The 13,057-nt window shown below is 71.2% G+C and carries 14 protein-coding genes; all 14 read left to right on the top strand.

Going from position 1 to position 13,057, the window contains the following annotated elements:
• The first annotated feature begins 3 nt into the window (after positions 1 to 3).
• Positions 4 to 1,695, top strand: a complete 1,692-nt coding sequence (locus BV453_RS06915) for a glycoside hydrolase family 13 protein (RefSeq protein WP_249521201.1) — start codon at positions 4 to 6, stop codon at positions 1,693 to 1,695.
• A gap of 63 nt (positions 1,696 to 1,758) precedes the next feature.
• Complete coding sequence (locus BV453_RS06920; RefSeq protein WP_249521202.1) at positions 1,759 to 2,772, top strand: metal ABC transporter solute-binding protein, Zn/Mn family; 1,014 nt, start codon at positions 1,759 to 1,761, stop codon at positions 2,770 to 2,772.
• Complete coding sequence (locus BV453_RS06925) at positions 2,769 to 3,620, top strand: metal ABC transporter ATP-binding protein (protein WP_025102736.1); 852 nt, start codon at positions 2,769 to 2,771, stop codon at positions 3,618 to 3,620. Before BV453_RS06920 ends, BV453_RS06925 begins: the two co-directional genes overlap by 4 nt.
• Entirely contained in the window at positions 3,617 to 4,489 is an 873-nt protein-coding gene (locus BV453_RS06930; protein ID WP_370670668.1) for a metal ABC transporter permease, read from the top strand. Before BV453_RS06925 ends, BV453_RS06930 begins: the two co-directional genes overlap by 4 nt.
• A 119-nt stretch (positions 4,490 to 4,608) precedes the next feature.
• Positions 4,609 to 5,025 carry a Fur family transcriptional regulator gene (locus tag BV453_RS06935; protein WP_025102734.1) on the top strand — a complete coding sequence of 139 codons (417 nt, stop codon included), beginning with the start codon at positions 4,609 to 4,611 and terminating at the stop codon, positions 5,023 to 5,025.
• Positions 5,022 to 6,062: a permease gene (locus tag BV453_RS06940; protein ID WP_060923446.1), complete on the top strand. Its 1,041-nt coding sequence runs from the start codon at positions 5,022 to 5,024 to the stop codon at positions 6,060 to 6,062. The genes BV453_RS06935 and BV453_RS06940 overlap by 4 nt, the downstream gene beginning before the upstream one ends.
• Complete coding sequence (locus BV453_RS06945) at positions 6,055 to 6,867, top strand: TIGR03943 family protein (RefSeq protein ID WP_249521203.1); 813 nt, start codon at positions 6,055 to 6,057, stop codon at positions 6,865 to 6,867. Before BV453_RS06940 ends, BV453_RS06945 begins: the two co-directional genes overlap by 8 nt.
• Complete coding sequence (locus BV453_RS06950; RefSeq protein WP_249521204.1) at positions 6,857 to 8,713, top strand: hypothetical protein; 1,857 nt, start codon at positions 6,857 to 6,859, stop codon at positions 8,711 to 8,713. Before BV453_RS06945 ends, BV453_RS06950 begins: the two co-directional genes overlap by 11 nt.
• A 1-nt stretch (position 8,714) precedes the next feature.
• On the top strand, positions 8,715 to 9,437 hold the full coding sequence (locus tag BV453_RS06955) for a DNA-3-methyladenine glycosylase (protein ID WP_308195697.1): 723 nt from the start codon (positions 8,715 to 8,717) through the stop codon (positions 9,435 to 9,437).
• A 191-nt stretch (positions 9,438 to 9,628) separates the two neighbouring features.
• Complete coding sequence (gene rpmB / locus BV453_RS06960; RefSeq protein ID WP_025102729.1) at positions 9,629 to 9,865, top strand: 50S ribosomal protein L28; 237 nt, start codon at positions 9,629 to 9,631, stop codon at positions 9,863 to 9,865.
• Positions 9,865 to 10,035 carry a 50S ribosomal protein L33 gene (gene rpmG / locus BV453_RS06965; protein WP_017203558.1) on the top strand — a complete coding sequence of 57 codons (171 nt, stop codon included), beginning with the start codon at positions 9,865 to 9,867 and terminating at the stop codon, positions 10,033 to 10,035. The genes rpmB and rpmG overlap by 1 nt, the downstream gene beginning before the upstream one ends.
• A 3-nt stretch (positions 10,036 to 10,038) precedes the next feature.
• The gene (gene rpsN / locus BV453_RS06970; protein WP_017829734.1) at positions 10,039 to 10,344 is read left to right on the top strand and encodes a 30S ribosomal protein S14; all 306 of its coding nucleotides are present in this window, start codon (positions 10,039 to 10,041) and stop codon (positions 10,342 to 10,344) included.
• 322 nt (positions 10,345 to 10,666) lie between these two features.
• Positions 10,667 to 10,954: an HU family DNA-binding protein gene (locus tag BV453_RS06975; protein ID WP_017203554.1), complete on the top strand. Its 288-nt coding sequence runs from the start codon at positions 10,667 to 10,669 to the stop codon at positions 10,952 to 10,954.
• An 82-nt stretch (positions 10,955 to 11,036) separates the two neighbouring features.
• Entirely contained in the window at positions 11,037 to 13,049 is a 2,013-nt protein-coding gene (locus BV453_RS06980; protein WP_249521205.1) for a cytochrome c oxidase assembly protein, read from the top strand.
• The last annotated feature ends 8 nt before the right edge of the window (positions 13,050 to 13,057 follow it).

Consider the following 13,057-nt stretch of genomic DNA (forward strand, 5'->3'; position numbering starts at 1 on the left):
CTCATGACCGATTCGCTGCTCACCGCGACCCGCGAAGACGACAAGACCGCGACCTGGTGGCGTCAGGCCGCCGTGTACCAGATCTATCCGCGGAGCTTCGCGGACGCCGACGGCGACGGCCTGGGTGACATCCCCGGGATCGTGTCGCGCGCCGACTACCTCGCCGAGCTCGGCATCGACGCGGTGTGGCTGAGCCCGTTCTACCCGTCGGAGCTCGCCGACGGCGGGTACGACGTGGCGGACTACCGGAACGTCGACCCCCGCCTCGGCACCCTCGACGACTTCGACGCCATGGTCGAGGCGCTGCACGCGCGGGGCATCCGCGTCGTCGTCGACATCGTCCCCAACCACACCTCCGACCAGCACGCCTGGTTCCAGGAGGCGCTCGCCGCCGGCCGCGGCTCGGCCGCCAGGGAGCGCTACATCTTCCGGGAGGGCACCGGCCCCGACGGTGCGGAGCCGCCCACCGACTGGGTCTCGGTCTTCGGCGGCAGCGCCTGGGAGCGCGTCGCGGACGGTCAGTGGTACCTGCACAACTTCGCGGTCGAGCAGCCCGACCTGAACTGGGACCACCCGGAGGTGCGCGAGGACTTCCTCACGACGCTCCGCTTCTGGTCGGACCGCGGCGTGGACGGCTTCCGCATCGATGTGGCCCACATGCTGACGAAGGACCTCACCGAGCCGCTGCCGTCCCGCGCGGAGCTCGACGCGATGGACCGCACCTCCGGCACGCATCCGATGATCGACCGCGACGACGTGCACGAGATCTACGCCCAGTGGCGGGCGGTCTTCAACGAGTACGACCCGCCGCGCACCGCGGTCGCCGAGGCGTGGGTGGAGACCCCGGAGCGCCGCGCGAAGTACGCCTCCGCGGAGGGGCTCGGGCAGGCGTTCAACTTCGACCTGCTCGTCGCCGACTTCGACGCCGCCGACTTCCAGCGCATCATCGCCGACAACCTCGCTCAGGCGCAGGCCGCAGGCTCGTCGACCACCTGGGTGCTCTCGAACCACGACGTGACGCGGCACGCCACCCGTTACGGCCTGCCGCCGCTGCGCGGCCGCGCGGTCAAGCAGGGCACCGAGTGGGTGCGCGCCGGCGGCCCGGAGGAGGGCCTCGACCGCGAGGGCGGCCTGCGCCGGGCGCACGCCGCGACGCTGCTGCTGCTCGGCCTGCCCGGCAGCGCCTACCTCTATCAGGGCGAGGAGCTGGGCCTGCACGAGGTCGCGGAGATCGCGCCCGACCAGCGTCAGGACCCCGGGTTCTTCCGCGGCGCGGACTTCGACGGCCTGGGCCGCGACGGCTGCCGCGTGCCTCTGCCATGGACGGCGTCCGGCAGCTCGTACGGCTTCGGCGCCGCCGGCGCGCACCTGCCGCAGCCCGCCTGGTTCGCGGAGCATGCGGTGGAGGTGGAGGACGCCGACCCCGGCTCGACCCTCAACCTGTACCGCGAGGCGCTGCGGCTGCGACGACTGCTGCAGACCGGGGAGACGCTCGAGTGGGTCGACACGGGTCGGGAGGACGTGCTGCGGTTCCGCCGCCCGAACGGGTGGGAGGTCGTGACCAACTTCGGCACCTCGCCGTTCGAGCTGGGCGCTGCGGCCGACGACGCCGTGCTGACGACCGTCGCGTTGGACGGGTCCGCGCTGCCGGGCGAGGCCACGGTGTGGGTCGCCCCGGGGGCGCTCACGAGCTGAGGCGGCACCGACGGGCGAGGGCCGGTTTGATAATGGTTCTCATTAGCGTTTAGAGTGGGATGCATGAAGAAGCCCGCCCTCGCCCTCACGCTCGCCTCCGTCGCCGCCCTCTCCCTGGCCGGATGCTCGTCGACCTCCGGCGCGGCGGAGGACGACGGCGCGGTGACGGTCGTCGCCAGCACCAACGTCTACGGCGACATCGCCGCGCAGGTCGGCGGAGACCGGGTCGACGTCACCTCGATCATCGACTCGGTCACCCAGGACCCGCACTCCTACGAGGCGAGCGCTCGCGACCGCCTCACGCTGCAGAAGGCCGACCTCGTGGTGGAGAACGGCGGCGGCTACGATGCGTTCATCGACAGCCTCCTGCAGGATGCGCAGGACCCGCACGTCGTCACCGCGGTGGAGTTCTCGCACGACTACCCGGGCAACGAGGGTCACGACGAGGGCGAGGACCACGATCACGGCGACGACGAGGCCGCGACCGAGGAGCCGCACGATCACGAGCACGCCGAGGGCGAAGACGAGCACGCCGGCCACGACCACATCGAGGGCTTCAACGAGCACGTGTGGTTCGACCCGCACACGATGATCCACGTCGTCGAGGCGATCGCCGACGAGCTCACCGAGATCGACCCCGACGGCGCCGACATGTTCCGCACGAACGCGGACGAGCTCGTCGCGGAGCTGGAGGGCTTCGAGGGCGACCTCGAGGCGATCAAGGCGGACGCCGCCGGTGCGACGGTGTTCATGACCGAGCCGTTGCCCGGATACCTGGCCACGGCCGCCGGGCTCACCGACGTCACCCCCGAGGGCTTCGCGGAGTCGGTGGAGGAGGGCAGCGATGTCGCGCCCGCCGTGCTGCTCGAGGCGCTGCAGGTCGTCGGGTCCGGCGATGTGACCGCCGTGCTCACCAACGCCCAGACCGGCGGCGCGGAGACGGAGCGCGTGGAGAAGGCCGCGGAGGACGCCGGGGTGCCCGTGGTCGCGTTCACGGAGCTGCTCGAGGACGGATCGTCGTACTCTGAGTGGATGAGTGACGCGATCCAGAGCCTCGCCGCCGCCGTCCAGTCGTGAGCGGAGCCCGTTCACAGGCTCAGCGACCCGCGAGGGAGACCGGTCCGGTCCTCGAGATCGCCGACGGCGCCCTGCAGCGGGGCGACCGCGAGCTCTGGTCGGGGCTCGACCTCGCGGTGCAGCCCGGCGAGTTCATCGCGGTTCTCGGTCCGTCGGGCTCCGGGAAGACGACGCTCCTGCGCAGCATCCTGGGACTCCAGCCCCTGTCCCGCGGCAGCATCCGCGTGGCCGGCGAGCCCGTGCACCGCGGCAACGCCCGCATCGGGTACATCCCGCAGCAGCGTGCGCTCGCGCCCGACACGAGCATGCGGGCCCGTGACCTCGTCGCCCTCGGCGTGCAGGGCAGCCGCTTCGGCTTCCCGGTCCCGCACCGCGGCGACCGGGCGAAGGTCGACGCGCTGCTGGCCGCAGTCGGGGCGACCTCCTACGCGGACCGCCGCGTGGGCCTGCTCTCCGGCGGGGAGCAGCAGCGCCTCCGGGTCGGACAGGCGCTGGCCGACGAGCCCGCGCTGCTGCTCTGCGACGAGCCGCTGTCGAACCTCGACCTCGCCAACCAGGTCGCCGTCACCGACATCATCGACCGCCAGCGTCGGGAGCGCGGGGCCGCCGTGCTCTTCGTCACGCACGACGTCAACCCGATCCTGAACCGCGTCGACCGCATCCTCTACATCGCCGGGGGCCGGTTCCTCCTCGGGACCCCGGAGGAGGTGCTGCAGACCCGCGTGCTGACGGATCTCTACGGCACCCCGGTGTTCGTGCTCCGGGCCGGCGACCGCCTCGTCGTGGTCGGCGTCCCCGATGCGGAGCCGCACCACGACCACGACCACGAGCACGGGGGCGCCGCATGACCGCCGCGTCCGCCCTCGTCCCGATGGTCGGCTGGGACGACATCTTCTCCTTCCAGGACTACGGCGAGCTCGTCGCCCTGCTCTCGAACTCGATCATCGCGGGTGCCGTGCTCGGCCTCGTCGGCGGCCTCATCGGGGTCTTCGTCATGCAGCGCGATCTCGCCTTCGCGGTGCACGGGGTGAGCGAACTCTCCTTCGCGGGAGCGGCGGCGGCGCTGCTGTTCGGCGGCAGTGTCGTGCTCGGCTCCCTCGGCGGAGCCCTCGTGGCGGCGATCCTCATCGGGGTCCTCGGCGCCAAGGCCAGGGACCGCAACTCGATCGTGGGCGTGCTCATGCCGTTCGGGCTCGGTCTCGGCATCCTGTTCCTGTCGCTGTACGACGGTCGGAGCGCCAACCGGTTCAGCCTCCTGACGGGGCAGATCGTGTCGGTCTCGAGCCCCGACCTCGGCTGGCTCATCGGCATCAGCCTCGTGGTGCTGCTCGGCCTGCTCGTGATGTGGAATCCGCTGCGCTTCGACTCGCTCGACCCGGAGTCGGCGGCCGCCCGCGGGGTGCCCACCCGCACCGTGAGCCTGCTGTTCATGGTGCTGCTGGGGCTCATCGTCGCGGTGAGCGTGCACATCATCGGCGCGCTGCTGGTGATGGCGCTGCTGGTGACACCGGCGGCCGCCGCCATGCGGATCACGGCGGGCCCTGTCGCGGTGCCGGTGCTGGCGGCTGTGTTCGGGTTCGTGTCGGCCGTCGGCGGGATCCTCCTCGCGCTCGCCGGAACCCTCCCGGTGAGCCCCTACATCACGACCCTGTCCTTCACGATCTACGTCGTGTGCTGGATCGTGCAGCGCGTCCGGTCCCGGGTCACCCGGGTCTGACCCTGCTTCCAATCGCGCACCTGGCTCCATTTCGGCCGGAGATGCCGCCAATCGGGCGATTCGAAGCGGGGAAGGCCGCTCCCAGCCCTCGCCAACCGTCCCGGCCTAGAATCGATGGCATGGCTCAGCGGAACACCTGGCAGCGCGAACGTGTGCGCGAAGCGCTCGCCGACGCGCGCGGTTTCGTGAGCGCGCAGAGCCTCCACGCGACGCTCCGCGACGACAACACCGGGATCGGCCTGGCCACCGTCTACCGCGCTCTCGCCGGGCTCGCGGCCGCCGGCGACGCCGACTCGCTGCAGAGCCCCGAGGGAGAGGCGCTCTACCGGGCGTGCACCACCCAGGGCCACCACCACCACCTCATCTGCCGATCCTGCGGCCTCACGGTCGAGATCGAGGCGAAGGACGTGGAGCAGTGGGCGCATCGCACCGCCGCCCTGCACGGCTTCACCGAGGCCGCCCACGTCGTCGACATCTTCGGGCTCTGCACCCCCTGCGCCAACAAGCGCGACGCCGAGAGGGCTGCGACAGCGTGACCGCCCCGGCACGAACGGCCACCCGTCCGGGCCACACGCACCGTCGAGCGCCCTCACCGCGCTCGACGTGGATTGCCGTCGGAATCGGTGCCGTGATCGTCGCGGCGCTGTTCCTCATCGACGCCTTCCTCCCCACCCTCTTCCCCGCCTCGCTGCCCACCCGAGCGCAGGACGGTCTGACGCTCGCCCTCAGTGTGCTCATCGAGGCGCTGCCGTTCGTGGTGCTCGGCGTGCTCCTGTCGATCGTCGTGCAGGTCTGGCTCCCGGCGGACGTCATCCACCGCTGGCTCCCGCGCCGCGCCTGGGCCCGTCGCGCGGTGCTCTCCCTGCTCGGCATGCTCATCCCGGTCTGCGAGTGCGGCAACGTCCCGTTCGCCCGCGGGCTCATGATGCGCGGCCTCGCCCCCGCGGAGGCGCTGACCTTCCTCATCGCGGCGCCGATCGTCAATCCGATCGTGATCCTCACGACGCACGCCGCCTTCGGGTGGGACGGCGGCATCCTCGTCGCCCGCCTCGTCGGCGGCTACCTCATCGCGAACCTGATCGGCTGGATCTACAGCCGCCACCCCTCGCCGGAGTCGCTGCTCACCCAGCGCTTCGTCGATACGTGCGAGCGCGTCACGCACGAACCGGGAACCCCCGTGCGCCGCAGCCTCACGCAGTTCCTCGTGGAGCTGCGGGCCGTGATGCCGGCGCTCGTGATCGGCTCCGCGCTCGCCGGGGCCGTCCAGGTGCTCATCCCGCGCGACGTCCTGCTCACGATCGGCGCCAACCCCGTGCTGTCGATCGTCGCGATGATGCTGCTCGCGATCGTCGTGGCGATCTGCTCCAACGTCGACGCCTTCTTCGCGCTGTCGTTCGCGTCGACCTTCTCCTCGGGTGCGCTCGTGGCGTTCCTCCTGGTCGGCCCGCTCGTCGACATCAAGATGCTCGCGCTGATGCGCACGACCTTCACCACCCGCACGCTCGTGGGCATCACCGCTGTCGTGCTGGCATCGGCCTTCGCGATCGGGATCGGGGTGAACGTCCTTGCCTGAGCTCTCCGCCCGCTCCCGCGCCCTCGCCACCCGGTGGCTGGGGATCGGCCTGGCATCCGTCGTCGCGGTCGTCACCCTCGGCCTCGCGGTGACCGACCGTCTCAGCCTCTACATCAGCCCGGAGTCGGTGTGGTTCGCGTGCGCGGCCGCCGTCGTGACGCTCGCCGGGGCGATCTGGTCGTGCGCGCTGCCGCTGGGGGCCGAGGAGGACCACGGACACGACCACGGTCCCGCGGCCTCGCGCTCCGACGAGCCGGCGGCGTCCGCGGACGACGAAGCCGACCGCCCCTCCGGGCTGTCGCGCCGGCGTCTCGCGGGCGTCGGTGCGCTGGCCGGCGGCGTCGTCGCGACCGGGGTCGTCGTCTCCGCGCTCGTCCTCCCGCCCGCTTCGCTCTCGGTGGAGCTCGCGATGTCCCGCGCCGGAGAGGAGACCGCGCTGTTCGCCGGGGCCGACACCGTCGCCCTCGGGGTCGCGGACACCTCGACCTTCGGCGTGGGTGACTGGGCGAGCGTCTTCGCCGCCGCGACGAACACCGCGGCCTACGACGGGGCCGACGTCACGCTGCAGGGCTTCGTCACGCCCGGTGAGGGAGACGGCGTCAACCTCACGCGCCTCGTCATCACGCACTGCGTCATCGACGCCCAGACCGCCGCCTTGCCGGTGAGCGTCGACGCCGACGCCTACAAGACCGGACAATGGGTCGAGATCACGGGGAAGGTCCGCGCCGACGACGACGGTTCCCTGCACATCGAGCCGACCGATGTGGTGGCGATCGACGAGCCGAAGGACCCGTATGAGTACTGACGACGAGCGGCCGGAGCCGCCCGCCGTCCCGCGGACCCGCGCCGAGCTGCGCGCCGCCCGGGAAGCGGAGGAGCGCGCCGCAGAGGAGCAGACCGCGGCCGAGCGCGCCGCCGTCGAGCAGGCCGAGGCGGAGCAGGTCGCCGAGGAGCGTGCGGCCGTGGAGCGCATGGCGGCGGAGGTCGCGGCCGAGCAGGCAGCCGTCGACCGGGAAGCCGCGGAGCGTGAAGCCGCGGAGCGTGCTGCGGCCGAGCATGCTGCGGCCGAGCGTGCCGCGGAGCGCGAAGCCGCCGAGCAGGCGGCAGGGGCGTCGGCCGCTGGCATCCCCGCGATCCCGCAGGCACCCGAACCGGTGTTCGCCCCCGCGGGCCCGACGCCCGCCTCCCGAGCAGACGGTGCCCCGGACGACGCGGCGGAGCCGGGCTGGACGCCCACGACCGACCTCCCCGCCGACGACGAGGCGCCGCGGAGCGCCCCGTGGTCCCGCCGCCGGTTCCTCGTCACGATCGGCGCCGTCGTCGGAGTGCTCGTACTCGTCGGCACGGGACTCGGAATCGTGAGCCTCCTCCAGGGCCCGCGGGTCACCGACGTGCAGGTCGACGCCGCGCAGGCCATCGAATCGTCCGGAAGCCGCGTCATCCTCACCGCGAACCAGCCCCTCTCCGCCATCGACCCCGAGCAGGTCACCGTCGAGCCCTCCGTGCCGTTCACGGTCGATGCCGCCGGCCGCGGGGTGGGCGTGCGTTTCACCGTGCCCCTCGACGACGACACGACCTACACGGTCACCGTGGCCGGGGTGACGGGAGCCGGGGGCGGCCCCGCCGCGGACCTCACGACGTCCTTCGAGACCCCGCCGTCGTCGATCTTCCTGCTGCGGCGTGACCCCGACGGCGACGACATCATCTTCCGCACCGATCTGAGCGGGGAGAACGCGCAGCCGGTGTTCTCCCACCCGCGCATCGACGACTTCCGGGCCACGTCCACGCAGCTCGTGGCCGCCGTCGAGGACGACGACCAGTCGCGGCTGCTCGTGATGGACAGGGACGGCTCTGATCAGCGCGAACTCCCGCTGCCCGGCGAGGGCTACGTGGGCGCGATCCAGGTGTCCGAGCGCGGCAACCTCGTCGGCTACAGCTACTCCGATCGCGAGCTCAGCGACACCGAGGGGCGCGCGAGCGTGCTCGTCACCCAGTCGCTGAGCGGCGACGACGAGCCCCGCATCATCGAGGTCGGCGACGAGGAGGTGAGCGTCTTCGTGTGGCAGTTCGTGCCCGACAGCGCCGCCGTGCTGTTCATCGACTTCGACGGGGCGCTCTCGCTCGTCGATCAGTCCGCCGACACCGGCGTGCAGTCCCTCGGGCTCGCGACGACCATCCAGGGCATCTCCCGCGGCACGTACACCGCCATCGTCGAGCGGTTGGACGGGTCGGTCGTCGAGCTCGACCTCGCGGACGGCTCCGAGGAGCCGCTGGCCCCCTCCGAGCCGGACTACGGCAGCGCCACCTCCATCACCCCGTTCCCCGGGGGGACCCTGCGACACGTCGTCGCCCGGGACGAGGGCGGTCTCCCGGTGGGCCAGGCCGTGATCCGCGTCGACGACTCCGGTGCGGCCACCCCGCTCGTGGAGGTGAGTGCCGCCGATTCGATCCTCCAGGCCTGCGCGTCGCCGAGCGGCCAGTACGCCGCCGTCGTGATCGCCCCCGACATGGCCGACAACGCCTATGACGGGATGCTGCTGCCCCTCCCGGAGGAGCTCGAGACGCACCTGATCGACATGAAGTCCGGGGATGAGCTCGTGGCGCTGACCGGCTTCGACGCGTCCTGGTGCCAGACGGCGCCGCGGTTCTGACGTGACGGAGCCGGAGGCCCTGCGCCGCGCCACCCGTGAGGACGTGATGCGTTCCGCCGTGGACGTCGCGCCGACGCTGCTCGGCGCGGAGCTGCGGACCGTCGTCATCGAGGACGGCCTCCCCGTCGAGGTGCGCGTGCGCATCACCGAGGTCGAGGCGTATCACGGGCAGGGCACGGGGGCGGTGGCCGACCCCGGTTCGCACGCCCGCATGGGGCGCACGGCTCGGAACGCCACGATGTGGGGAGAGCCCGGGCATCTGTACGTGTACCTGAGTCACGGCATCCACTCCTGCGTCAATGTGGCCTGTGGCCCCGAGGGGCAGGGCGACGGCGTCCTGCTGCGTGCCGGGGAGATCGTGTCCGGCGTGGAGGCGGCGGCCCGACGACGACGAGCGGTCCCGCCGCTCGGCCGCACCGCCCTCCGTGACCTCGCGCGCGGACCAGGGCGGCTGGGACAGGCGGCGGGGCTGCGGCACTCCCTGCACGACGGCATCGACGCCATCACGGGCGACGAGCAGAACGGTGCCAGGGCGGAGCTGTGGCTCGGCCTTCCCGTGGTCGACGTGGCCCAGGGCCCGCGGGTGGGGGTGGCGGGTGTCGCCGGGACGGACGCGTTCCCCTGGCGCTTCTGGATCCCCGGCGACCCCACGGTCTCCCCGTTCCGCTGGGGGCGGGGTGCCGCCGACGCTTCGAATCGCGCGAATGGCGGCTTTTCGGCCTGAGATGGGGCCATTCAGGCGATTCGAACGGCCGACCGAGGCCGTGCTAGACTGACTCTTCGTCTGCGCACGCTCCTGTGCGCAGTTCGTGTGCTCCCCCTTCTTCCGCCGAGAGATCGGCATGCGGGGCGGCGTGCAGACAAGGGATCTTGGGTGAGGCCGTCCGGTCTCACGGTAATGAAGGAGTCATCATCATGGCAGCAGTGTGCCAGGTGACCGGAGCTGTTCCCGGCTTCGGTCACAACGTCTCGCACTCGCACCGCCGGACGAAGCGTCGCTTCGACCCGAACGTGCAGAAGAAGACCTATTTCGTGCCCTCGCTCGGTCGTAAGATCACGCTCAACGTGTCCGCCAAGGGCATCAAGGTGATCGACGCGCGCGGCATCGAGAACGTCGTCAAGGACCTCCAGGCGAAGGGTGTGAAGCTCTAATGGCCAAGAAGGCTCAGGACGTCCGTCCGATCATCAAGCTGCGTTCGACGGCGGGTACGGGTTACACGTACGTGACCAAGAAGAACCGCCGCAACACCCCCGACCGCCTCGTTCTCAAGAAGTACGACCCGGTCATCCGTCAGCACGTCGAATTCCGAGAGGAGCGTTGATCCATGGCTAAGAAGAGCAAGATCGCGCGCAACGAGCAGCGCAAGGTCATCGTCGAGCGCTACGCCGAGCGTCGTGCCGAGCTGAAGAAGACCCTGGTCGACCCGAACGCCACCGACGAGGCCCGCGAGGCCGCCCGCGTCGGCCTGCAGAAGCTGCCGCGCAACGCGTCGCCGGCTCGCGTGCGTTCGCGCGACGTCATCGACGGCCGCCCCCGTGGTGTCCTCACGAAGTTCGGCATCTCGCGTGTCCGCTTCCGTGACATGGCGCACCGTGGCGAGCTGCCCGGCGTGACCAAGTCGAGCTGGTAAGCACCAGCGAAGAAGGGCGAGGATCTCGGATCCTCGCCCTTTTTGCATGCCCGGCGGCGCAGGCGATCGCGCGGGATCAGGCGCGTACGCGGGGGAGCGCCTGTTGTCGCGCGGGGGCCTGAACCGGCGAGAGGGCGACCGAAAACCTGTGACGCGAGTGGCCAATGTGACGCGACACGCCGGGAAATCGGTCGAAACCCGCGAAATGACGCGGAAATCCGGGTGGCCGTTGGTACATTCGAGGCGGTCACACGACCAACGGGGAGCACCCGCTCCTCGCACCCACACACGATGCGACGGTCCTTCGTCGCTGGAGGATGACATGGCTGACAAGTCCATCACCAAGACCGAGCTCGTCGCGAGCATCGCTTCCGCCACCGGCCAGAGCCAGGCCACCGTCTCCGGTGTCCTCGACTCGCTGTTCGCCACGGTCTCCGACGCTGTCGCCAAGGGCAGCAAGGTCTCCATCCCGGGCTGGATCTCGTTCGAGCAGGTCGACACGGCCGCCCGCACGGGTCGCAACCCGCAGACCGGCGCCGAGATCAAGATCCCGGCCGGCAAGCGCGTCAAGGTGACCGCCGGTTCCAAGCTCAAGGCTGCCGTCAAGTAAGACCGCACCCTTTCGAAGGCCGCCCCCGCTCCGGGGGCGGCCTTCGTGCATCCTCCCTGCTGGGCGCGCCTAGGCTGGAGGGGTGAGTTCCCGCACCGAGACGCCGCGCTCGACGTCGGCGTACCGTCTCGCCGGCATCGTCATCCTCCTCGCCGCCGCCGGCGTCGCCCTCGTCTGGGCGCTGCTCGTCGGGGGAGGGGCGAACCCGCCGCTGCTGCAGGACCCCGGACCCGTGGTGCTGTGGGGCACACCGCTCGCGAAGCTCGTCATGAACCTCGCCGGTGCGCTCATGCTCGGATCGCTCGTGCTGGCCCTGTTCGGACTGCGAGCGGGAGAGCGCACGTTCGACACGGCCCTGAACATCGCCTCGGTCGGCGCCGCCGTCTTCACCGTCTCCGCGGGTCTCGCCGGCTTCTTCTCCTTCATGGCGGCCTTCAACCCGCAGCTCAGCATCGAGCGCGAGTTCGGCTCGCAGCTCGGGCGCTTCCTGCTGGAGCTCCCGCTGGGGCAGTCGTGGTTGATCACGACCATCCTCGGTGCGGTCATCACGGTGCTCGCGTTCGCCTGGCGCACCTGGACGCCCACGCTGCTCACCGCCCTGCTGGCCGCGGTGTCGTTCCTGCCGCTCGCCACGCAGGGACACGCCGGCGACCTCGACGGACACAACATGGCCGTCAACTCCATCCTCCTGCACACGATCGGCGCGGCCGTGTGGCTGGGCGGACTGCTCCTCCTCGTGCTCCTCCGCGGGCAGCAGGGTCTCGATCTGAGCACGCTCGTCGGCCGGTACTCCTCCCTCGCGATCGCGGCCTTCGCGGTCGTCGCCGTCTCCGGCTTCACCCGCTCCATCGTCGCCGTCGGAAGCTGGGAGGCCGTGTGGACCACCCCCTACGGACTCATCGTCGTCGTCAAGGCCGCTCTGCTCGTCGGGATGGGGCTGCTCGGCGCCTGGTACCGCACGCGTCTGATCCCGAAGCTGAGCGGGGACCGCGCGTCCCGGTGGTTCTGGGCGCTCGTCCTCGGTGAGGTGGCGCTGATGGGACTCGCCTCCGGCGCCGCGGCCGCGCTCGCGCGCACGCCCCCGCCCACCGGCGAGGTCGCGGCGTTCGCGCAGACCCCGGCGCAGATCCTCACCGGATCGCTGCTGCCGCCCGAGCTCACCCTGGAGCGCTGGTTCACGGCGTGGGACGTCGACGTGCTGTGGCTCGTCGCGGCGGGTTTCGGACTCTTCCTCTATCTCGCGGGCGTGCGCCGGCTCCGGCTCCGCGGCGACCGCTGGCCGATCCACCGCACCGTCTTCTGGGTGCTCGGCCTGCTGCTGCTGGTGTGGGTCACGGGTGGCCCCATCAACGCCTACCAGGAGTACCTCTTCAGCGTGCACATGCTCGGGCACATGATGCTCTCGATGGCGATCCCGCTGCTGCTGGTCTCCGGGGCGCCGATCACCCTCGCCCTGCGCGCCATCCACAAGCGCGACGACGGCACGCGCGGCGGCAGGGAGTGGATCATGTGGGCCGTGCACTCGCCGTTCGCGCGGGTCGTCACGCACCCCATCGTGGCGGCGGCGATCTTCATCCTGTCGCTCTGGGCGTTCTACTTCACCGACCTCGTGCGCTGGTCGATGTACGAGCACCTCGGGCACGAGTGGATGGTCATCCACTTCCTGATCTCGGGCTACCTGTTCGTGATGAGCCTGATCGGCGCCGACCCCGTGCCGTACCGCCTGCCGTACCCCGGCCGGCTCATCACCCTCATCGCGGTGATGGCGATGCACGCGTTCTTCGGCATGGCGATCATGATGCAGGAAGGGCTGATGGTCGCGGACTGGTTCGGCGCGATGGGCCGCGACTGGGGCGCCGACCCGATGACCGACCAGTACGTGGGCGGCGGCATCGCGTGGTCGATCGGGGAGATCCCCACGCTCATCCTCGCCATCACGGTCGCGATCCAGTGGAGCCGGAGCGACACCAAGCTCCAGCGCCGTCGCGATCGGCATGCCGACCGCACGGGCGACGCCGAGCTGGAGGAGTACAACGCCCGGCTGGCCGACCTCGCGGCCCGCGACCAGCGCGCCGCGGAGCGTCAGCGCCGCTGACGCGACGG

The sequence above is a fragment of the Microbacterium sp. ER1 genome (assembly GCF_023383675.1).
Taxonomy (GTDB): domain Bacteria; phylum Actinomycetota; class Actinomycetes; order Actinomycetales; family Microbacteriaceae; genus Microbacterium.